The organism is Glutamicibacter sp. BW80 (genome assembly GCF_002332385.1).
Lineage (GTDB): Bacteria > Actinomycetota > Actinomycetes > Actinomycetales > Micrococcaceae > Glutamicibacter.
The window spans coordinates 56,577-75,831 of record NZ_NRGV01000031.1; the positions used below are offsets into that span (position 1 = coordinate 56,577).

General features: G+C 61.5%; 24 protein-coding genes and 1 tRNA gene. 10 read left to right on the plus strand and 15 right to left on the minus strand.

The genetic code is table 11. From position 1 onward, the window contains the following. Positions 1-199: 199 nt before the first annotated feature. Both CIK76_RS08560 and CIK76_RS08565 read right to left on the minus strand, forming a co-directional pair. Positions 200-727: a histidine phosphatase family protein gene (locus tag CIK76_RS08560; protein WP_096285406.1), complete on the minus strand. Its 528-nt coding sequence runs from the start codon at positions 725-727 to the stop codon at positions 200-202. A gap of 86 nt (positions 728-813) precedes the next feature. Then, entirely contained in the window at positions 814-1,605 is a 792-nt protein-coding gene (locus tag CIK76_RS08565) for a winged helix-turn-helix domain-containing protein (RefSeq protein WP_096285407.1), read from the minus strand. A 613-nt stretch (positions 1,606-2,218) separates the two neighbouring features. Between CIK76_RS08565 and CIK76_RS08570 the strand changes: the two genes are divergently transcribed. Beyond that, complete coding sequence (locus tag CIK76_RS08570; protein ID WP_096285408.1) at positions 2,219-2,959, plus strand: response regulator transcription factor; 741 nt, start codon at positions 2,219-2,221, stop codon at positions 2,957-2,959. Next, positions 2,956-4,437, plus strand: coding sequence for a HAMP domain-containing sensor histidine kinase (locus CIK76_RS08575; RefSeq protein ID WP_096285409.1), 1,482 nt, complete (start codon positions 2,956-2,958; stop codon positions 4,435-4,437). The genes CIK76_RS08570 and CIK76_RS08575 overlap by 4 nt, the downstream gene beginning before the upstream one ends. An 11-nt stretch (positions 4,438-4,448) precedes the next feature. Here CIK76_RS08575 and upp read toward each other — a convergent pair whose 3' ends face one another. Continuing rightward, positions 4,449-5,096 (minus strand): uracil phosphoribosyltransferase, encoded by a 648-nt coding sequence (gene upp, locus CIK76_RS08580; protein WP_096285410.1) that lies wholly within the window; start codon positions 5,094-5,096, stop codon positions 4,449-4,451. Positions 5,097-5,296: 200 nt separating this feature from the next. Between upp and tadA the strand changes: the two genes are divergently transcribed. Together tadA and CIK76_RS08590 are read left to right on the plus strand one after the other, a co-directional pair. Further along, a complete protein-coding gene (tadA, locus tag CIK76_RS08585) occupies positions 5,297-5,773 on the plus strand; it encodes a tRNA adenosine(34) deaminase TadA (RefSeq protein ID WP_096285411.1) in 477 nt (158 codons plus the stop codon). 94 nt (positions 5,774-5,867) lie between these two features. Beyond that, positions 5,868-5,958, plus strand: a tRNA-Ser gene (locus CIK76_RS08590). A 175-nt stretch (positions 5,959-6,133) separates the two neighbouring features. Here the strand turns inward: CIK76_RS08590 and CIK76_RS08595 are convergent. Continuing rightward, entirely contained in the window at positions 6,134-6,679 is a 546-nt protein-coding gene (locus tag CIK76_RS08595) for a DinB family protein (RefSeq protein ID WP_217990363.1), read from the minus strand. Between the two features lie 104 nt (positions 6,680-6,783). Between CIK76_RS08595 and CIK76_RS08600 the strand changes: the two genes are divergently transcribed. Further along, positions 6,784-7,740 (plus strand): YafY family protein, encoded by a 957-nt coding sequence (locus tag CIK76_RS08600; RefSeq protein WP_096285420.1) that lies wholly within the window; start codon positions 6,784-6,786, stop codon positions 7,738-7,740. 237 nt (positions 7,741-7,977) lie between these two features. Here the strand turns inward: CIK76_RS08600 and CIK76_RS08605 are convergent, their stop codons facing one another. The 10 genes from CIK76_RS08605 to CIK76_RS08650 all read right to left on the minus strand — a co-directional run bounded on the left by CIK76_RS08605 (position 7,978) and on the right by CIK76_RS08650 (position 15,953). Then, positions 7,978-8,520, minus strand: a complete 543-nt coding sequence (locus CIK76_RS08605) for a YaeQ family protein (RefSeq protein WP_096285421.1) — start codon at positions 8,518-8,520, stop codon at positions 7,978-7,980. Positions 8,521-8,547: 27 nt separating this feature from the next. Beyond that, complete coding sequence (locus CIK76_RS08610; protein ID WP_096285422.1) at positions 8,548-8,886, minus strand: transcription initiation protein; 339 nt, start codon at positions 8,884-8,886, stop codon at positions 8,548-8,550. 130 nt (positions 8,887-9,016) lie between these two features. Next, a complete protein-coding gene (locus CIK76_RS08615) occupies positions 9,017-9,283 on the minus strand; it encodes a DUF6457 domain-containing protein (protein ID WP_096285423.1) in 267 nt (88 codons plus the stop codon). 19 nt (positions 9,284-9,302) lie between these two features. After that, on the minus strand, positions 9,303-9,911 hold the full coding sequence (locus tag CIK76_RS08620) for a molybdenum cofactor guanylyltransferase (protein WP_096285424.1): 609 nt from the start codon (positions 9,909-9,911) through the stop codon (positions 9,303-9,305). Next, complete coding sequence (glp, locus tag CIK76_RS08625; protein WP_096285425.1) at positions 9,908-11,146, minus strand: gephyrin-like molybdotransferase Glp; 1,239 nt, start codon at positions 11,144-11,146, stop codon at positions 9,908-9,910. Before glp (CIK76_RS08625) ends, CIK76_RS08620 begins: the two co-directional genes overlap by 4 nt. Before the next feature lie 94 nt (positions 11,147-11,240). Next, positions 11,241-12,002, minus strand: coding sequence for an ATP-binding cassette domain-containing protein (locus CIK76_RS08630; protein WP_096285426.1), 762 nt, complete (start codon positions 12,000-12,002; stop codon positions 11,241-11,243). Further along, positions 11,999-12,811: an ABC transporter permease gene (locus CIK76_RS08635; RefSeq protein ID WP_096285428.1), complete on the minus strand. Its 813-nt coding sequence runs from the start codon at positions 12,809-12,811 to the stop codon at positions 11,999-12,001. The genes CIK76_RS08630 and CIK76_RS08635 overlap by 4 nt, the downstream gene beginning before the upstream one ends. Continuing rightward, positions 12,808-13,623, minus strand: a complete 816-nt coding sequence (gene modA, locus CIK76_RS08640; RefSeq protein WP_096285429.1) for a molybdate ABC transporter substrate-binding protein — start codon at positions 13,621-13,623, stop codon at positions 12,808-12,810. The genes CIK76_RS08635 and modA overlap by 4 nt, the downstream gene beginning before the upstream one ends. A gap of 696 nt (positions 13,624-14,319) precedes the next feature. Further along, positions 14,320-14,733, minus strand: a complete 414-nt coding sequence (locus tag CIK76_RS08645) for a molybdenum cofactor biosynthesis protein MoaE (protein ID WP_217990369.1) — start codon at positions 14,731-14,733, stop codon at positions 14,320-14,322. A 5-nt stretch (positions 14,734-14,738) separates the two neighbouring features. After that, positions 14,739-15,953, minus strand: coding sequence for a ThiF family adenylyltransferase (locus tag CIK76_RS08650; RefSeq protein WP_096285431.1), 1,215 nt, complete (start codon positions 15,951-15,953; stop codon positions 14,739-14,741). Positions 15,954-16,013: 60 nt separating this feature from the next. Here CIK76_RS08650 and CIK76_RS08655 point away from each other — a divergent pair, with 60 nt between their 5' ends. From CIK76_RS08655 to CIK76_RS08675, 5 genes are read left to right on the plus strand one after another with little or no spacing between them, the layout of a single operon-like run. Beyond that, positions 16,014-16,283 carry a MoaD/ThiS family protein gene (locus CIK76_RS08655; protein WP_096285432.1) on the plus strand — a complete coding sequence of 90 codons (270 nt, stop codon included), beginning with the start codon at positions 16,014-16,016 and terminating at the stop codon, positions 16,281-16,283. A 9-nt stretch (positions 16,284-16,292) separates the two neighbouring features. Next, a complete protein-coding gene (glp, locus tag CIK76_RS08660; RefSeq protein ID WP_096285438.1) occupies positions 16,293-17,555 on the plus strand; it encodes a gephyrin-like molybdotransferase Glp in 1,263 nt (420 codons plus the stop codon). After that, positions 17,548-18,036, plus strand: a complete 489-nt coding sequence (gene moaC / locus CIK76_RS08665) for a cyclic pyranopterin monophosphate synthase MoaC (RefSeq protein WP_096285440.1) — start codon at positions 17,548-17,550, stop codon at positions 18,034-18,036. Before glp (CIK76_RS08660) ends, moaC begins: the two co-directional genes overlap by 8 nt. Then, entirely contained in the window at positions 18,020-18,526 is a 507-nt protein-coding gene (locus CIK76_RS08670) for a molybdopterin-binding protein (RefSeq protein WP_343252120.1), read from the plus strand. The genes moaC and CIK76_RS08670 overlap by 17 nt, the downstream gene beginning before the upstream one ends. 30 nt (positions 18,527-18,556) lie before the next feature. Next, positions 18,557-18,766: a DUF1653 domain-containing protein gene (locus tag CIK76_RS08675; protein WP_096285442.1), complete on the plus strand. Its 210-nt coding sequence runs from the start codon at positions 18,557-18,559 to the stop codon at positions 18,764-18,766. A 103-nt stretch (positions 18,767-18,869) separates the two neighbouring features. On the opposite strand, the gene CIK76_RS08680 is transcribed toward CIK76_RS08675, so the two are convergent. Then, on the minus strand, positions 18,870-19,163 hold the full coding sequence (locus tag CIK76_RS08680; RefSeq protein WP_096285444.1) for a hypothetical protein: 294 nt from the start codon (positions 19,161-19,163) through the stop codon (positions 18,870-18,872). Positions 19,164-19,255: the final 92 nt, after the last annotated feature.

Here is a 19,255-nt window from a genome sequence, read left to right on the forward strand (position 1 = left end):
AGCGGAAAACCGTCATCTTCAGTCGGCCGTTTGGCTCGATGAATATCAGTCAAGCGAGCGAAGATGAACCGAAGATGAATCAATCCTGAGGCCTTGGGAAGAAAATGATGAGGGCGTTCTCATGCACGCCTCATAAAGCCAACACAGCTCGTATTACGAGACTGACAAGGGTCTTTAAAAATTCCTCATGAGAATCTTCTCATTCAGGCCGCGGGACGATGAAATGCGTGACCCGCGCATCGCGCGCATCCAAAAGTGAGTAGGAATGATCTGTTTCTAGCACCGTAGTGCCCAACGTCGGATAGTTCATCGCCAGTTCGTAGACTGCTTCCTCATCGGATTGCGCCGAGGCCAGACGCAGTGCGAGGTCCTGGAGCGTCGGCTGGTGCCCGATGACCAGCAAGGTGGAGACGGTATCAGGGACCTCGTTGATGATTGAGCATAAGGCGGTGGCCCCTGCGCCGTAAACGCGCGAGTCGACGTACGGGGTTGGACCTTTTTCGCCGAGCTCCGAGAGCACCCAGGCGCAGGTTGCCCTAGCGCGCAACGCGTCGGAGCAGATGATGTAATCCGGTATCAGGTCATTCTCTACCAGCCAGGCACCGGCGGCCGGCGCTTCGCGGTTGCCGCGAGCGGCCAGCGGGCGGTCATGATCACTCACTCCCAGCGGGTAGTCAGACTTTCCATGGCGCATGAGAATCAGCCGACGGCGCTGCATAGTATTCATAGTCCAAGCTTAGACGCGCGGGACCTAAAAAACTGAGGCGAACAAACCTGAGTGGTTTGCTCGCCTCAGCGAAAAAAGCGTTCTGCTTAGATGGAGTATTCCGGAGCGGCCCAGACGACTACCTCTGGGTGCTCGTAGAAGCGGTAGCCCTGTCCACGCACGGTGCGCACGGTGTTCGCCAAGCGACCCAGCTTCGAGCGCAAGCGACGGATGTGCACGTCGATGGTTCGCTCATTCGGGATCTCCTCGGCATTGCGCCACAGGTTTTCCAGCAATTCTTCACGGCCCACGGTGCGGGTGCCGTTCTCCACCAAGAAATTCAGCAGTTCGAATTCCTTGAAGGTCAGGTTCAGCGTTTCACCATCGAGGTAAACCTCTCGGCGGGACAGATCGATCAGCACGCCGGATGGGCGTGGCGCGCTTGGACGAGCTTCGGCACGCGGGCGACGTGACAGGGTGGGATCCCCCAGCGCCTGACGAACGACGTCAATTGGCTCGCCTTGCGCGCTGGTTGGCGCCAGCGCTACTGCAGCATGGGTCTGCGCCTGCGGCGACAAGGTCGCCAGGAATGCGCGAACCTGGGTTGCCAACTTTCCCAACGAGGTTCCCTGAGCCTGGGCGGCAGCTTCATCCAGTCCGACATACAGCACGAAACCACGAGCGCTGGTGTCCGCGCTAGGCGTGCCAGAGGACTGTACTGGTGTGGCGATAGCTTGAGTCATCGGTTCACGCGTTTCATGAACGTTGTTGACCGCACGCAGCGGGCGATAGCCGGCCGGAGCATAGCTTCCGCTACCAGCAGCGGCGCGCTGTGCTGCCGCCGCGCGATTCTGAGCGTTGCGAATTGAAACGTGTACGTATCCGGATCCAGCCGACATGATGACTTCCTTTTCGTGCGAAGGCCAAGTGATTTGGCGTTAATGCTTCGGGTTTTGCTTGCGCCGCCCGCGACCTTCTTTCACGAACAGCAGTTGGGTTTCCCGTCGGTGTCTCTGGACTCGGCCGCTTGTTACTTCAGCCGATCGATCCAATTTCACCGACGCCGAGCATTCGACAACAGCACGCAAGCGTACCCTCAGGGCCTCTACCCTGATTGCTGTTGTTGATCTGCGCCGTACTCACACACCAAGTATTCCCCGTAACATTCGAAACTTGCAAGTAACAAAGGTCACCACTGTTCAGTATGTGAGACAGATGTGTCCAAAAGTGACGGAGAGCACCTTGGGCAAATCTCAGGTATCTAAGCGCTTAACTAATCGGAATGACCAATATCGAGGCCAAAAATATGCAGAATGACCATGCCATTCACGGTCATGAATATTCATTCAGGCTCATGGGTGGTCCATAGGTCAAACATTCGTGCATTGCGGCATTTGACCAAATTAACCGCTACCCGAACGGAATATTCCCGCATAAACTCGACATACAGTCATAGCTGTTGCACAGCTGAAACATAAAGTAGCCCAATGACAATAGGAGAAGCTGGTTAACATGAGCGATTCACGTTTTTCTCCCGCACAATTACCCCGGCTGACCCATCCAGATGGCACACCCATCAAGGTCCTGGTCGTCGATGATGAACCGTCATTGGCGGAACTGGTGGCCATGGGTACTCGCATGCTTGGCTGGGAAGCAACGATGGCCCACGATGGTCCGGAAGCCGTAGCCACCGCGCGCTCACTCTCCCCGGATGTTTTGGTTCTGGACTGGATGCTCCCCGGCTTCGACGGCCCCGAGGTACTGCGCAAGGTACGCAGTTACCTGCCAGAAGTCCCCGTACTATTTCTCACCGCGAAGGATGCGGTCGAGGACCGGATCGAAGGGTTGGGTGCCGGCGCCGATGATTACGTGGCGAAACCGTTCAGCCTCGAAGAAGTACTCATTCGCCTACACCGTCTGGTTGAACGCTCCGGTGCCTCGACCGCGGACTCCGCAGAACTTGTAGTTGGCGATCTGGTGCTGAATCTGGATTCACACGATGTCTCCCGCGCCGGACGCTCGATCTCGCTGACCGCAACAGAGTTTGATCTGCTCAGCTACTTGATGAATAACGCCCGGCGAGTGGTCTCCAAGTCGCAAATCCTCGACAACGTCTGGCATTACGACTTCGACGGTCAAGCAAATATTGTCGAGCTCTACATCTCTTACCTGCGCAAAAAGATCGATGTCGACGCCGAATCAATGATCCACACGGTGCGTGGTGTGGGCTACGTCCTCAAGCCCGCTGCATGAGTTCATTTCCCACCGGCCTCCGGCCAAGTTCGCCACACGCGCTGCAGCGCAAACTGCTAATGATCCTGCTGGGCTCGCTGACCGCAGTCTGCGTCTTGCTCGGGCTGCTCTACAACGCCGGCATGCGCCAAACGCTGATGGACCAGCTGGACGAACAGCTCAAGGCCTCGGTGGAACGAGCCAGTAGCTACTCGGTAGGGCTAGCCCGCCCGGATCAGCGCCTCTATGCGCCCGGACAGGCCGCGGGCACTCTGACCGCGCGCTTCGTGGATCGCTATGTTTTCTCCGGAGACGTGCTTGACCAGCATGGCGAACGAGTCATGCTCTCCCAGGATGACGCCATCCATCTGGTGACCATCGACATCAACGCGGAACCTGTACGACGCACGTTGTCCGTGGGCGACTATCTGCTCTCGGCGGTTCCAGATCCTGGCTCCGGAGGCGTGCTGATCGTTGGCTTGCCGCTGGATTCCACGGATCAAACACTGCTCGAAATGGCGTGGCTGACGCTGTTCATCGCGATCAGCTTGGTGATCGGCACCGGTTTGGTGGGAACCTGGCTCATTAGCCGGTCATTCGCCCCGCTCAAACGCGTCGCGGCGGTGGCCTCCTCGGTAGCTGCCGAAGAACTTGAATCGGGAAAGGTCGAGCTGACCCAGCGAGTCGCTTCCGAAGATGCCGTTCCCGGCACCGAAGTTGGCAACGTGGGACGCGCCTTGAACGCCATGCTCGACAACGTATCTACCGCGCTGACGGCACGTGAAAAATCTCAGGACCAGATGCGTCAATTCGTGGCGGATGCTTCGCATGAGTTGCGCACTCCGCTATCGGCGATTCGCGGCTACACCGAATTGCTGTCGGCAACCGAGCATTTCTCCCCCGACGGCAGGCGTTCGGTGGATCGAGTACTGCAGCAAAGCAACCGCATGGGTTCGCTGGTGGAAAATTTGTTGCTCTTGGCCCGGCTGGACGAGGAGACTTCGTTCACCATGAAGCGCCTGGATTTATGCGCATTAACTTCAGATATCACCGAGGATTTCAAGGCCACCGCGGATGACCATCTCTGGGAATTTGTCTGCCAGGCACCGGGGACAACGGTCAACGCCGATTCGCCCTCCCTGCGCCGAGTGATTACCAATTTGCTGGCCAACGCGCGTAAGCACACCTCGGCTAGCAACTCCGTAACCGTCAGCGTGGGGCAAGATCTCGAAAGCGGCGAGGCGGTGCTGCAGGTGCATGACACCGGCGAAGGGATCTCCGAAGAGTTCCTGCCGAAGGTCTTCGAAAGATTCACCCGCGCCGACAAGGCCCGCTCCGGAATGGACGGCACCACCGGCCTCGGGCTGCCTATTGCCAAGAGCATTGTCGAGGCCCACCGGGGCACCATTTCGGTGACCTCAGAGCCTGGTCATACGCTCTTCGAGGTGCGGCTGCCGCTGGCGGGCGAAATGCCCGCCAGCGACGAAACCGCAGGCTAAGCGAGGGCCGTCTAGACGATCGGTGGGGTGACGCCGTACAGACGGTCCCCGGCATCTCCGAGTCCGGGGATGATGTAGGACTTCTCGTCCAGTCGTTCGTCCATCGCGGCAAGCACGATGTGGACGCGCTCGTCGGCACCGTGGATTTCCTTCAGGCGTTCCACGCCCTCCGGAGCCGCGATCAGGCAGATGCAGGTGACCGATTCGGCGCCGCGCTCGAAGATGAACTTGATCGCTTCGGCCAGGGTGCCGCCGGTGGCCAGCATCGGATCCAGCACGAAAACCTGACGGCCGGACAGATCGTTTGGCACGCGGTCGGCGTAGGTGATGATGTCCAGGGTTTCTTCGTTGCGGGCCATGCCCAGGAAGCCGACCTCGGCGGTGGGCACCAAGCGGGTCATGCCTTCAAGCATGCCCAGACCCGCGCGAAGAATCGGCACCACCAAAGGGGTTGGCTTGGCGAAGGTGATTCCGGTGGTGGTGGCTACCGGGGTGACTACCTCGACTTCTTCGGTGCGCACCTCGCGGGTTGCTTCGTAGGCCAGCAGGGTGACCAGTTCGTCGGTCAGCTGGCGGAAAATCGGGGACGGAGTATCTTTGTCTCGAAGAACTGAAACCTTATGTGCCACCAATGGGTGGTCGACTACCTGTACGCGCATAAGTAGAAATCTATCAGCCCACCAATGAAGCAAACGAGATAAAAGTGCGAAATCCCGGTGTAATCACTCCATGATGTGCCCAACTAAACAGGAATCAGCGGGATTGCGGTCCCCACGGCAAAGGCATATCGGTGTTTTGCGGAGTGCTAGTCCCCAAGCGCATGCACTGACGAGGCTAAAACACGTAAGGTAAAGGCACTATGGCGCACGTACACGAGACTTGGATGGACCTCGCCCTCGCAGAGGCCCGAGCCGCATTGGACACCGATGATGTTCCAATCGGCGCGGTCGTCATCTCCCCCGAAGGCAAGCTCCTTTCCACCGGACGCAATGAGCGCGAGGCGCACTTTGATCCGACGGCTCACGCCGAAGTGGTGGCCATCCGCAACGCAGTCAAAGCGCTACAGGTTAAGGACAACGCCGACGGATGGCGACTAGAAGACTGCACGCTGGTCGTCACGCTGGAGCCCTGCGCCATGTGCGCCGGAGCCATCGTGCTTTCGCGCATCCCCCGACTGGTCTTCGGCGCTTGGGATGAGAAGGCCGGAGCCTGCGGCTCGGTCTTCGACATCGTCCGCGAACCCCGCTTGAACCACTGGGTCGAGGTATACCCGCGGGTCAAAGAAAACGAGTGCGCAGACCTGCTGCGCGATTTCTTCCGATCCAAACGCGGCTGAGCGAACACCCATATGTGTTTCGAACCACTTACCGGGATTTTCGCCTCGTTCGTTTTGGTGTTCTCGAAAGGTTCGTTATAGAGTTATCAGGTCTGGTGACGTGTCCGAGCGGCCGAAGGTGCAACACTCGAAATGTTGTGTACGGTAACCCCGTACCGTGGGTTCAAATCCCACCGTCACCGCCAGCGAAAACCCCGAGAATCATTGAATTCTCGGGGTTTTTCATTGCCTTAAAATGTCCGTGCTGGCTGAGAAGCTTATTTTGTCGCCACTAACAGTGGCCAGCATTCGGGGTCGCCTGATTATCCCCAGGAGCGCATCCTTCTTTGCCACCAATATCGCGACGCCCGGCTTCGGTGGTTAGCCCATGGTTTTTTGTCCGTCCAAGGATTCGCGGATGATGTCGGCATGCCCGGCATGCTGGGTGGTTTCGGCGATGATGTGCAGCAACGTGCGGCGCACCGTCCAATGGGTATCGACAAACCAGGGTGCCTTGGGCAATTCGTGGACGGTATCCATGTCTAACTCTGCCAGAAAGTCATCGGTGTGGGCTGCGACCCGCGCGTAGTTTTCCAGCAGCTCATCCAAGCACTCTTCGCGCGACATGCGGAATTCATTCTGGAAAGCCTCCACTGCTTCGGGTGGCATCTTGCTGAAGTCTGCCCCGTCCCAGGCCATGGCGGCCCGTCCCTTGACCATGAATTCCTGCCACTGCTTTTCCACTGCGGTCACATGCTTGATTAGTCCGCCGGGGGTCAATTCGCTGTCGGTGGTGCGCTGTGCTGCCTGCGAATCACTGAGTCCACGGACGGTGAAGCGCAGGAAGTGCCGGGCGTTGGCTAACGCCTGGAATAGGTCGGCGCGTTCCCCGGTCAGGGTGGTTTCGGTGGTGGCCATGGTGCTCATTGTTGCCTCCTGGCATCAGCTTCAGCCGGTATTTCCAGCTGATAATTACCAGCGTAGAAGCAATAAGCGCCAGTTTTTGTCCTAAATTAAGGCAGACTAATTGCATGAGTACCAGCACCAGATTCTTGCGTTTGCTCTCCTTGCTGCAAACCCGCCGCTACTGGTCCGGCGACGAGCTGGCCGAACGGCTGGAAGTCAGTTTGCGCACCGTGCGCCGGGACATCGACCGGCTGCGCGATCTGGGCTACCCGGTGCAGGCTGACCGCGGGGTGGGTGGCGGCTACCAGCTGGCCTCCGGCACTGCCCTGCCTCCACTGGTACTCGGCGATGAGGAAGCCGTGGCGCTGGTCATCGGGCTGCAATCTACGGTGCATGGCGGCTCTTCCGCGTTAGCCGAAGCCGCATTGCGCGCGCTGTCCAAGGTCGTTCCGGTGCTGCCGGCCAGGTTGCGGCAGCGGGCCCAGGCATTGACTGCCAGCACCGTCCCGTTGAACTCGCAGCACGCTGTTCCAGAACCGGTGGACCCCCAGGTGCTGGTGGTGTTCGCCCAGGGATGCCGCGACCGCGAACGGGTGGCCTTCGACTACCGCGATGCTAAGGGAACCGCCAGTTCAAGGCGGGTGGAACCGGCTAAACTGGTCAATGTGGGCAACCGCTACTATCTGGTGGCCTATGATCTGGATCGCGCGGATTGGCGCAGCTTTCGCGTGGATCGAGCTGAAAACGCCGCGGCGCGGGCACTGCGCTTTGTCCCGCGGGAGATTCCCGGCGGCGATGCAGCCCAGTTTGTCCGCGAAGGGCTGCGCGGAGCCGGTCAGCAACAGATCAGCGCGCGGGTGCATGCCAGCGCAGAGGAGCTGGCACCGCGCATCGGCCGGTGGTTCGAGATCCAGCCGCTTGATGAGGACAGCGCCATGGTGCGCACCGAGAACGCCAACCTACCTTGGGCTGCCTTCGGCCTTGCGTTGAGCGAGGCGAAGGTCAGCGATGTGCAACCGGAGGAACTGCGCTCACTGCTTGACTCATGGTCGGCAAACCTCGCCCCGGGGCCCGGAGAGTAAAGCTGGGAAAGCAGACTCACAGGTATGCAAGATGAGGAGAGCCGCGAAAGAGCGATCCAGGTCGCACGGCCAGCACCGCTTTCCCGTGAAGCCACGGACTAATACCTTATAAAACGGAGGCAATCGGCCTTTTGGATTGGACCGGAAACTAATAGCAATTCCGGGTGCCTTTGCAGGCAAAATCATCCGTTCAATAATGATATTCACGCTGGAGGCGTGCTTTACCGCCTGCGGCCACTACTCGATGTGATGCTCGTGTATTTGAGTCTCAAAATTGCTGCCGTTGAGTTCGAGATAGATCTGCCCCTCGGTCACCGAGACCGACATGGTGTTGCGCCGGGTGAGGGCCTTGGCTGCCAAATCGATGAAGCCGGGGTCAAAGGAACGGACAACAATCTCATCGGCTTGGTAGATGGTCTTGCCCTTCCACGAGGCCAACAACTTCGCAGGCTCTCGGTGGGTGTAAACGGCGGCACGCTCTGCGCGCTTACTTCCCTGGTGAAGGCGCTGGGCATCCGGGGCGCCTACCTCAATCCAGGCCAGGATGCTTCCGGTGAGGTCCTTGACCAGCACCGCCGGTTCCTCCCCCGTGGATACCCCTCCGGCAGAAAATGCGATGCCTTCCTCCGCTTCGAGGCAGTAGGCGAGAACCCGGGTCACCAGATAGGCGTCGGTCTCCGAGGCTTGCTGTGCCACACGCAGTGAGAGATCTTCGTAAACACCGCGATCCACATCAGCCAGTTGGACTTCAAAAGTTTGTATTGTCGCGCCGATTGCCATAAGACACGAGTCTACAGTGGTGCGGGGCTAGCTCGCCGAGTCATAGGCGAATTCGCGCAGCTCTTGTGCGCAACGACAGGCCACCGCGATCTTTCGAGCCCAGCCCAGCGCTTCTTCACGGGTTGGCACCTCCAGCACGGTAAATCCGCCTTTGAGCTCCGAGCCCGAATAGATTTCGTCACTCACCGAACCATCTGCCGATACCAGTACCGGACCCACGCGTTCCTCGATGCCACCACCGAAGACATAGACACCTGCCGCTTTGGCCTCGGAAATCACGGCACGGGCATCGGCGGCGACACGCGGCAGCTCTTCGTCCGCAATCACCATGGCCCGGCTCGGAAACGAGATCAGATATTTAGTCATCTCCCGATTGTGCGCCCGGAGGCGGCACACGGCAATGCTCAGCCCGCTGAAGCCGGAGATGCCTACCTCGCCATTGGGTGGCTACAACGCGTTGAGCTGAGACACGTGGTGGAACTTCAGCAGCTCGGGCTTACTGTTGCTCGGCCGCCCAACGCGCGGCCCGTGCGTTGAGCTTCTCGGCGAGCGCTGACAGCTCGGTGCCCGGTTCCGCGCGGCCAAGAGCCAAGCCCAAGAGAAAGGTGCTCAATGGGGCAGCTGGCCGCGCGACGTCGTGGGCAACGTGCTTGGCCACGTCGAGCAGCGTGCCTATAGATACCTCGTTGGCGTCCAAGCCGAGTTCCTCGGCCGCGGCCTCCAGCCACGGAATGAGTGCCTCGGGTGGGAGATGCTGTGCCATGATTATTTTCCTTTGCTCGCTAAGTCTTGGTTGGCTTCGTCGATTGAGTTGAATTCTTTTGCCGCAGACGGGCCTCTTCCAACGCTTCGGGGGTATCAATATCCGCCGATTTCTCCCCCGAAATCTTGGCCCTGTTCAGCCGAAGGTTGTTGAAAGCCCGCCTGACCGGTGCATTGACGACGCCGGCGCCCAGCGCCTCGCAGGCTTCGCGCAGCGGCTCGGTGCGGTAGCAACCCGCGAGCCATTGGGTCCGTTCGTTGTCGTCTACCAGCACCACGCCATCCGCCCCAGGAGTCTCCATGGCCGCAGAAAGCGCCTGGCAGACCGCGGCCGGATATTCCAAGTCGCAAGACAGAACCACTACCCAGTCAGCCTTCACCGCGCGAAGCCCCACCGCAACTGCGGCTAACGGTCCGGCGAATTCAGGTTCTTCGCGCAGTACCGCGTCCGCTTGGGTTCCAGCAGTTTCGGGACCCACAACGATCACCTGGCCACTGATGCTTTCCCGGCAAGCGCGCACCACGCGGTCCACCAGCCGCTGCCCGCCAAGGAGCAGTTCGGCCTTATCCAGGCCACCGAGCCGGGACCCACAGCCACCGGCAAGAATCAAAGCGTCGGCGGCCATCATGGAAGCATCCGGATGACTTGCACGCTATCGCCTTCGGCGATGTCCCCGCGTTCGGGTTCGACCAGGGCGTAGCCTTGGGCCGCACCGAAACCACCGACGGAATGCGACACCCGCTTGGTGTGCACCACCGGATAGCAGCGCAAAGACGGCCCATATTCGAACTCAACTGGGAGCACCTGCAGCTTCCCGGTGAAACCGCGCCATCCGGTCCCGGCCGTAGCGGTCAGTCTCGGCCGCTGGGGTATTTCATGGCCCTGCATGGCACGCAGCGCCGGGACTACGAACAGTTCAAAGCCGACGGCCGCGCTGACCGGATTGCCCGGCAGCGCGAAGACAAACGCGCCGGCGGCCAATCGCCCGGTGCATTGCGGCTGTCCGGGGCGGGCATCAAGCCTCACGGCACGAACTTCTGCCTCATCTGCCAGTGCCAACCGCATCACGTCCCGTGTGCCCGGGCCCACCCCGCCGGTGCTCACGATGGCGTCGTAGCTCGAACCCAGTTCGGCCAGCCTTTGGGTCACCTCGGCTACCTCATCGGGGCAATGCTGCACGCTGACCTCGACGATGCCCGCCTCGGCCAAGAGTCCGCCAATGAGCAAGGAGTTTGATTCCGGGATCTGCCCGCGGGTCAGCGTCGCGCCGAGTGGTTGCAGTTCGGCACCCGTGACCAGCACCGCAACTCGCGGCGCCCGCCGAACCAGTACCTTGGCTATTCCGGCCGCGGCCAATGCCGAGAGGCGCACCGCGGTCAGCTGATCTCCGGCGCGGGCCACCAATGCACCTCGGGCCAGGTCTTCTCCCCGGGCGCGGATCTCCTGGCCGGGCTGAACCGGTTTGAATACTCGCACGAGTTCTTCGGCCCAGGTGCTCTCGCCTTGATCGCCAATGGTCGATTCGACGCGCACCACAGCGTCGGAACTCGTGGGGATGGGTGCACCGGTCATGATGCGCACCGCCTGGCCAGGCTCCAGCGGCGCATCCCACGAACTTCCCGCGGCCACTTCGCCCATCACGTTCAAGACGATCGGCTGCTGCTCGCTGGCGTTCGACGTATCGCAGCTGCGCACCGCGTAGCCGTCCATGGCCGAGTTCTCCCACAACGGCAGCGGATGCGCGGCGAACACATCCTCGGCAAGGACCGTACCGCGCGCCTCGGCCAAGCCAACCGTGCTGGTGGCTACCGGGGTGACTCGGTCAAGAATCCATGCCAGGTGTTCTGCAGGGCTTATCCCCATCGCTCCTCATCCTTCATAACCATCAAAAGTTGTTTAGGCCCGGAAACAAGCAATAATCGAAAGGTGCCGGACGAAGAAATCTTTGGCTTCATTGCTAAGAGGAACATCTCTTCTCCGGTTCGCTCTCGTAGCCCGCCGGAACGCTATTGGCCACGGCCCGCACAAACTCCGTACCCGGCTGCGCAAGCACTTGGCGCGTGTATCCCTGTTGAACGACAACGCCGCGTTCGATCACCAATAATCGCTCTGCCAGGGCCAGCGCATCCGCCCCCGAATGCGAGACGACAACCGCGGTGGTTCCGGTGCGCGATAGTTCTTCCCGGACCAGCTCGCGCATCTCCACCGCCGCTTGGACATCAAGTGCGGAGAAGGGTTCATCAACCAGCAACAGCTTCGGTCCCGCGGACAAGGCACGAGCCAGCGCGATGCGCTGCTGCTGCCCGCCGGAAAGCGCGGCGGGTCGTTGCGTCGCGAATGCCGTGAGCCCTAAGCGTTCAAGCCAGTCGTGCGCCACCTGTCGGGCGGCACGTTTGCTCAGGCCAGCCGCGCGGGCCGCGAAGGCGATATTTTCCGCGGCGTCAAAATGCGGGAAGAGCCTGGGCTGCTGCCCGAGCAGTCCGATCGCTCGGCGGTGTGGCGGCAGGTGCACTCCGGGACCGGAGAGCACCGTACCGTTCAGGGAAATCTGCCCGGCTGCAAGGTGCTGAATTCCAGCTATTGCATGCACAATCGTGGACTTGCCAGCTCCGTTGGGTCCCATTAATACGAGGGTCTTGCGGGGTTCAAGGTCCAGTTGCACGTCGATTTCGAAGTTTGGGCGCGCCACACGGATTTCAGCCAGAAGCCCGGTGGTCATTTCAACGCCCCTGGACGCCAGGCACGCAGGCAAACCAGGACCAGTACTGCGGCCGCGAGTAACAACAATGAAAGCGCAACGGCTGATTCTCGTCCGGCGCCTGCCCCGTTGAAAGCCGTATAGATTGCCAGTGGCATGGTCTGGGTGCGTCCTGGCGCATTGCCGGCAAAAAGCGCGGTAGCCCCAAACTCGCCCAGAGCCCTGGCGAAGCAGAGGATCATCCCGGCAAACAGCCCCGGTGCGGCCAAGGGCAGGCTGATTCGGGTCAGCACCATCCAGCGTCCGGCGCCAAGCGTGGCCGCGGTCTGCTCATAGGCCGCCCCGCTGGTACGCAGGGTCCCTTCGACGGTGAGCACCAGAAAAGGCAGTGCGACAAACATTTGCGCCATCACCACCGCGGCGGTGGAAAACGGGAGGGTGAACCCCCAGAACTGTTCCAGCAGCTGGCCAATGCCGCTAGTCCGGCCGAAGAGCAGCAGCAGCGCGACACCGCCGACCATAGGCGGGAGTACCAGGGGCACCGCCACCAATGCACGGAGAACCTGTGCAACGTGCGGGGAGCTACGGGCAATGAGCAGTGCCAGCGGCACTCCGAGCAGCGTGCACAGCACGGTAGCCAGCAGCGCGGTGCGCAGCGATAGGCCAAGCGCCTGCAAGGCCTGGGGGCTGGTCACATCCGCCCACAAGGTACCCCAGGAGGCTTGCGTCAACAAGGCAAACAGCGGAAGGACGAGCAAGGCCACAGCCAATACTGCGGGCAGCAGCACCAGGCTCGGCGCCCGGGTGCCGACATCTACTTGGGCGGTCATTTCTGCCCGGACTTCAACTGGGCGGAGGACATCGGGCTTCCGAAGCCATATTCGCGCATCACCTGTTGTCCATGCTCGCTCAGAACATAGTCCACGAACTCTTCGGCAGCCTCGCGCTTGGCCACTTCTTGTTTGTCCCCGCTTGCATTGGCGACTACCGAGATGGGATACGAGTTGACGACCTTCTGTGCCTCGGGAGGAATAATGCTTTCCGCGGTCGGCTCATTGGCCATTTCCGTGCGGTATACCAGTCCCGCGTCCGCTTCCCCGGTGGCAACCTTGACCAGTACGGTGCCTACATTCTGTTCCAGACTTGCGGCTTCGACCTGCACGCCGGCAAGATCTAGCAATTTTTTGGCCGCGGAACCACAGGGCACTTCGGGAGCGCAGAGCACCGTGGTGGCCTCTGCAAGGTCCGCCAGCTCACTGATGTTGCCCGGGTTCCCCTGGGGAAGGGCAATCACCAGCGTGTTGGTAGCGAAGATGCTCGGGGTGGCCACCAAGCCGGCCTCCTGCAACGCGTCCATGTTGCGTTCATCTGCCGAGGCAAAGACATCTGCGGGCGCTCCGGCGATGATCTGGGTGGCGAGCGTTGCGGAACCGTCATAGCTAATATCGGAGAGCAGAATATCTGGGTGCTGCTCCCGGAATTCCTGAGCCAATTGTTCGAAGGGCTCATGCAAAGAGGTTGCTGCCGAAATGTTGATTTGGGTCTGCGGCTGCGCGGCGTTTTCCATCCCGTCATTTGCTGCGCAAGAGCTCAGAGCCAGAATTAGGAATCCAGCTAACGCCAGCGTTGGGCGTAGTTGCATGCTCGGCTCCTTCAAAAACGGTACTTTGCCATGCTACCGCCGATGTCACGCGCGTCACGAGTTATTTCCGCGCCGACTTCACGATCCATCACAGCCGCTCGTCCGAGGATGCCGGCACGGTCTGCGGCCGCGTGGCGCTAAGCCGAGGTGCGGCCATCCCGCCGGCGGCGCCATCTGAGTTACAACCCCTCGAACGGCAGCTTCTGAGTGGCGAGCTGGCATATACGTTTTCAGGCTCTCGCACGATGGCGGCAGCCTCCGTATCGCCGGGCCTCGCCGACACCCGCGGCGGTGGCTGACCCGGACACGGAAATGTGCCGCAGCTAGAGATATCATGTGATTTGCTACTGCCGCGGGCGGTTTACCGGGATTGGCAAAATCAGGCGTTTTCGAAGCGCTCTGGATCTGGGACTAAGCGGAAATTGGTGACATGAAGAATTCCACGGTTTCACCCACAACTGCCTCGGTTCTCGCGGCGCTTTTCCTGATCGTGGGTGTTTGGCAGATGACAACCGGCACGGTTTGGCCAGGCGGTGCGATGCTGGCGCTTGCTGCCCTATGGGTTGCTGTCGCTGTGCGCCAAGCCAGAAAACCACCGGTCTAAGCGAATATCCCTCGTCGTTTGCGGCAGATCTAGCTTTGCTGTCACCTCAGCCGCGCCGAGATGACTGAAACCGGTGGCTAATGTCTCCGTGCTTAGAGTCCCACCCATTGACTGGTTCCCGCTTCGAAATGCTGACGCTTCCAGATCGGCACCTCGTGCTTGATGCGCTCAACCAGCGCTTCGATGGCGGCGAAGGCCTCGCCACGGTGCGCGGCAGCAGACGCCGCGACCAAGGCAGCGTCGCCAATTTTCAGTTCCCCCACGCGGTGCACCGCCGCCATACGCACCCCGGAGCGTTCCTGCTCTTCGGCCAGGATCTTGGCCAGGAACTCTTCGGCCTGCGGGTGGCTTGAGTAGTCCAGTCCCATGACCTTTTCGCCGCCGTCATGGTTGCGTACGATGCCATGGAACATCACCACCGCTCCGGCGTCCGGTCCGTCCACCGCCGCTCGAACCGCGGTCTCATCGATGGCCTCAGTGCTGATGCGGGCAAGTGAATTGTTCAACTCGGTCATGAGTTCTCCTTCAAGCTGTCTGTTGATGCCATCGCGGCATCCGTCGCGGTGAATTCCGGGGCAAGCGGGGCGAACTCGTGGATACCACCTGAAAGGTAGCGCACCGGCACCCCGCGCTTGGCTAATAGCTGTGCGGCACGGATGGACCGGGGGTCACGGGCGCAATAGACAATCAGCTCGCCGCTACCGGGCAGGAACAATGCCTGCTCCGCTTGGGAAGCCGCTTCAAGCTCATCCAACGGCACAAACTGGGATCCGGCGATGCGCAGCTGTTCGCGTTCTGCCAAGGTCCGCACATCAAGCAAGCGCGGGGCATCACCGGAACGCATCATTCCCGCGAGCTCGGAGGCCGAGATCGCCTCGGGCTGCGGTTCCGCGCCGGCGCAGAATAGTTCGTAGTCGATCAATTCGCTCACCGGATTTCCTTGCGGGTCACGGCCGTAGGCGATTTCCCTGGTGCGGCCGGCGAGCGCGTCATAGATCAGCACCCGGCCAATGAGCAGGTCGCCTAGTCCGGTGATCACCTTCAAGGTTTCGGTGGCCAGCAAGGAACCAACCGTTCCGCAGAGCCCCGGCAGCACCCCGCCGACGGCACAGTTCACCACGGTGCCCGGTTCCGGCGGACTCGGGAACAGATCCCGGTAGCCCGGGCCGTACTCATGCCAAGCCACGCTGACTTGCCCATGATGGGCGAGGATGGATCCCCAGATCAACGGAATCCCGCTGAGCTGAGCCGCATCATTAACCAGATAGCGGGTGGGGAAATTATCGCTCCCATCAACTACCAGGTCGTAGCCGGCAAAGATCTCCAAGGCGTTCTCGGCGGTCAACCGCAGGTTGTGTTCAACAACCGTAATGCTCGGGTCCAGCGCCCTGGCCGCCTGCGCCAAAGACGAGGTCTTGGCCACGCCGAGGTTCGCCGTGGTGTGCGCAACCTGCCGATGCAGATTCGAAAGTTCGACCACATCATCATCAACCAGCCCGATGGTCCCCACCCCGGCCCCGACCAGATACGGCACGCTCGCGCACCCGAGTCCACCGGCGCCGATGACCAAGACCCGCGCGTGGGCGAGCCTGCGCTGGGACTCAAAACCGAAGCCGGGCAGTGAGAGCTGCCGCTGGGCACGAGCGCGCTGTTCGTCGTTGAGTTCCGCGCCCACCTGCACCGCGGCAGGAGGCGTGGCACCACCCGGAGATACGCTTTGATTCATACTGGGATCCTACGCGTTTATCGACTTACCTGCCCGCTACGCACAAGATAGCATGGAGATATGACCTCGATCCTGATCCGTTACTTCGCCGCCGCCGCCCAGGCCGCCGGCACCGAAGAGGAGCATTGGCCAACCGTGACAACGCTCGCGGAATTACGCGCCGGACTCCAGGAAAAGTACGGCCAAGAGATGGCAAAAGTGCTCAACGCCGGAAGTTTCTTGGTCAACGGCACGGTCCGCCGCGATACCGGTGCGCTGCGCACCGCCGGGGATGAAACAGACGGCAAACCGCTGACCGTTGATGTGCTTCCACCCTTCGCCGGCGGGTAACCACCCTTCATGAGTTGCACTCTCGAATCCCACCGCGTCCATGTGCGCGATCTGCTGGCGCCAATGCTGCAGCGCCTTCGCGGCGAAGCGCCGGAACTCTTGAGCGTCGGCCACCCTGCGCTCGCCGGTCGGGTCACCGCCGCGCAAATGACCGCCACCCTGCCGATCCCCGCCTTTACCAATTCGCAGATGGACGGCTACGCCCTTCACTCGCAGCAGCTCGCCGCGGCCAGTAGGCAATCCCCGCTGACCTTCCCGCTTGGTTTCACCGCCGCGGCCGGCGACCCGCGATTGACCCTTGAACCCGGTACCGTCATCCCGGTGATGACCGGCGCTCCCATCCCCTCCGGGGCAGACACCGTGGTTCCCATCGAGGAGACGGTTTCTGCAGCTTTTCCTGCGCTGGTTCGGGTCGGTGCAGGCACGCCGAGCGGCACGGCCACCTTTACCGGGCCAAGCGGCGCGGGGCGTTTCATCCGCGAGGCCGGCGAACAACTGGCCGGCGGCGCGGTCGTGGCCGAAGCCGGCGAGCTGCTGACCCCCACCTTGATCGGCGCGCTGGCAGCCAGCGGCGTGCATCAAGTTCCGGTACAGGCACGACCACAGGTGCTGCTGTGCACCACCGGCGACGAGCTGGCCGCTCCCGGATCCGAGGTCGCGGCTGCGCGCATCCCGGATGCCAATAGCCCGATGCTCGCCGCCCTCTTGCGGAACTACGGTGCCGAGGTCTCGGTGGCGCGCTTGCCCGATGATCCGCAGGCTTTCTCCGAACATCTCTTGAAGCATGCCGCGCAGGCTGACTTGCTGCTCACCGTTGGCGGGATCAGTGCCGGGGCATTCGAGGTGGTTCGCCAGGTACTCGAACCCCTGGGCGGCGACTTCCATCATGTGGCGATGCAACCCGGCGGGCCCCAGGGACATGCGCGCTTGGAAAACCCAGATGGTTCGCGCACCCCGGTCCTCTGCTTCCCCGGCAACCCGGTCAGCGCGCTGCTTTCCGCCGAGCTCTTCCTCGCCCCGTTGCTGCGCGCTTTCGCAGCTCTTCCACAGCCGCAGGCAACGCGCGGAGTGCTTGCCCATGAGGTCAGCTCCCCCGGATCCAAACATCAGGTGCGCCGCGCGATGCTGGCAGATGGGCAGGTCACCGTGCTCGCTCCGGGCTCGCACCTGATCCATGATCTTGCCCGAGCCGATGCGCTAGTCCATCTACCGGTGGGGCTGACCCATTTGCCCGCCGGCGCAGAAATTGAAACCTGGAGCTTTAATGTCTGAGAACCAACGCCTCACCCACCTGCGCGCCGATGGCACGTCCCACATGGTTGATGTCAGCGATAAGACCGTCACTAAGCGGGTGGCCACCGCCGAGGCGCTGTTCGTTACCCGCCCCGATGTCATCGAGCAGCTGATGAGCGGCAACCTGCCCAAAGGCGAGGCGCTGGGCACCGCCCGCGTGGCCGGCATCATGGCGGCAAAGCGCACCTGGGAACTGGTGCCGCTATGCCACCCGTTGCCGATCTCCAAGGTCTCGGTGGACTTCGCGGCCGAGGCAGACACCGTGCGCATCACCGCACAGGTCACCACGAAGGGGGTCACCGGTGTGGAGATGGAAGCACTAACCGCTGCCAGCGTCGCGGCCCTGACCCTGTACGACATGACCAAGGCGGTAGACAAGCACGCCGAAGTCACCGGCATCAAGGTGCTGTCGAAGTCCGGCGGAAAGAGCGGGGACTGGACTCGTGACAATCAGCGGTAAGGCAGGCGGCGACCGAGCCGCGGTCATTGTTGCTTCCACCAGCTGCGCGGCCGGAACCGCCACGGACAAGACCGGCCCGGTCATTGCCCGGTGGCTCGTCGAACGCGGCTTTGCTGCCGCCCAGCCGCTGGTGGCCGCCGATGGACTACCGGTGCGCGTTGCCGTGGAAGAGCAGCTTGCCGCCGGAGCCCGCGTGGTGGTTGTCACCGGAGGAACCGGAGTTTCCCCGGATGATCAGTCACCGGAGATGGTCGCCCCGCTGCTGGATGTGCAGTTGCCCGGGATCATCGAGGCCATCCGCCGGCGCGGCGAAGCGATGACCCCGATGGCAATCATGACCCGTGGCGTCGCAGGGTTCGCCGGGAACAGCTTTGTGCTGACCCTGCCCGGATCCACCGGCGGCGTGGCCGATGGTCTGGCCGTGCTGGACCCGATCCTGGATCACCTCTTGGACCAGCGCAGCGGTGCTCGCGAACATGGTCCACGCTAATTTGCATCTTCTGGCAGGAAAGGCCACCCATTGAGCGTTGAAGCAGGCATTTACGAACATTTTAAGGGACAGCGCTATGAGGTGCTGGCCGTGGGCAGGCACAGTGAAACCGAGGAGCCGCTGGTGTTCTACCGCAAGCTCTATGATGACTACAGCTTTTGGGCCCGCCCGCAGGCAATGTTCGAGGAAGTGATAGAGCGCGAGGGCTATCGCGGGCCGCGCTTCAACCGGATCGCCTAGCTTCTGCAGCCTCGTGCTTGAGTATCGTTCACCGTCGAATAAAAAATCTGCGGGCCAGCCGGTCGATTTGCCGGGTTCTTCCGGCGGGCCCAACGAGCCGCGATTAGTCCCGCAGCAACCACGAGCGGGCTGCGCTTAGCGCATGGCGCAGTCCGTCCACGGCCTCAGCCATGACCGCGGTACCCACGTCTTGGAAAGAACCCATTCCTCCCCGGTAGAGCTCCAAGGCCTGTCTGGACGCCTCGCGCAATTGTGCACGGGATTCAACGTTTTCAAAGAGCCCGTCGAGCCAGTGCGCCGCGTGGGCACGCTGCGGATCCCGATCGTGTGCCGCGGCGCGATGCAACTTCGCGATTGCCGCGCGGATTTCAATCAACGTTCGTTCTACCCTGGCCATGAACCAAGATTACCCTTGACCACCAGTGCTACCGCTCCAGCGACTGACCCTGGGCGCCTCTGCTCGGTTCACCGAAACCGGAGATCCCGATC

Excerpts from the sequence above, each read along its gene's own strand:
- CIK76_RS08560 (WP_096285406.1), bottom strand. The coding sequence starts at position 727 with ATGAATACTATGCAGCGCCGTCGGCTGATTCTCATGCGCCATGGAAAG.
- CIK76_RS08565 (WP_096285407.1), bottom strand. The coding sequence starts at position 1,605 with ATGTCGGCTGGATCCGGATACGTACACGTTTCAATTCGCAACGCTCAG.
- CIK76_RS08570 (WP_096285408.1), top strand. The coding sequence starts at position 2,219 with ATGAGCGATTCACGTTTTTCTCCCGCACAATTACCCCGGCTGACCCAT.
- CIK76_RS08575 (WP_096285409.1), top strand. The coding sequence starts at position 2,956 with ATGAGTTCATTTCCCACCGGCCTCCGGCCAAGTTCGCCACACGCGCTG.
- upp (WP_096285410.1), bottom strand. The coding sequence starts at position 5,096 with ATGCGCGTACAGGTAGTCGACCACCCATTGGTGGCACATAAGGTTTCA.
- tadA (WP_096285411.1), top strand. The coding sequence starts at position 5,297 with ATGGCGCACGTACACGAGACTTGGATGGACCTCGCCCTCGCAGAGGCC.
- CIK76_RS08595 (WP_217990363.1), bottom strand. The coding sequence starts at position 6,679 with ATGAGCACCATGGCCACCACCGAAACCACCCTGACCGGGGAACGCGCC.
- CIK76_RS08600 (WP_096285420.1), top strand. The coding sequence starts at position 6,784 with ATGAGTACCAGCACCAGATTCTTGCGTTTGCTCTCCTTGCTGCAAACC.
- CIK76_RS08605 (WP_096285421.1), bottom strand. The coding sequence starts at position 8,520 with ATGGCAATCGGCGCGACAATACAAACTTTTGAAGTCCAACTGGCTGAT.
- CIK76_RS08610 (WP_096285422.1), bottom strand. The coding sequence starts at position 8,886 with ATGACTAAATATCTGATCTCGTTTCCGAGCCGGGCCATGGTGATTGCG.
- CIK76_RS08615 (WP_096285423.1), bottom strand. The coding sequence starts at position 9,283 with ATGGCACAGCATCTCCCACCCGAGGCACTCATTCCGTGGCTGGAGGCC.
- CIK76_RS08620 (WP_096285424.1), bottom strand. The coding sequence starts at position 9,911 with ATGATGGCCGCCGACGCTTTGATTCTTGCCGGTGGCTGTGGGTCCCGG.
- glp (WP_096285425.1), bottom strand. The coding sequence starts at position 11,146 with ATGGGGATAAGCCCTGCAGAACACCTGGCATGGATTCTTGACCGAGTC.
- CIK76_RS08630 (WP_096285426.1), bottom strand. The coding sequence starts at position 12,002 with ATGACCACCGGGCTTCTGGCTGAAATCCGTGTGGCGCGCCCAAACTTC.
- CIK76_RS08635 (WP_096285428.1), bottom strand. The coding sequence starts at position 12,811 with ATGACCGCCCAAGTAGATGTCGGCACCCGGGCGCCGAGCCTGGTGCTG.
- modA (WP_096285429.1), bottom strand. The coding sequence starts at position 13,623 with ATGCAACTACGCCCAACGCTGGCGTTAGCTGGATTCCTAATTCTGGCT.
- CIK76_RS08650 (WP_096285431.1), bottom strand. The coding sequence starts at position 15,953 with ATGAATCAAAGCGTATCTCCGGGTGGTGCCACGCCTCCTGCCGCGGTG.
- CIK76_RS08655 (WP_096285432.1), top strand. The coding sequence starts at position 16,014 with ATGACCTCGATCCTGATCCGTTACTTCGCCGCCGCCGCCCAGGCCGCC.
- glp (WP_096285438.1), top strand. The coding sequence starts at position 16,293 with ATGAGTTGCACTCTCGAATCCCACCGCGTCCATGTGCGCGATCTGCTG.
- moaC (WP_096285440.1), top strand. The coding sequence starts at position 17,548 with ATGTCTGAGAACCAACGCCTCACCCACCTGCGCGCCGATGGCACGTCC.
- CIK76_RS08680 (WP_096285444.1), bottom strand. The coding sequence starts at position 19,163 with ATGGCCAGGGTAGAACGAACGTTGATTGAAATCCGCGCGGCAATCGCG.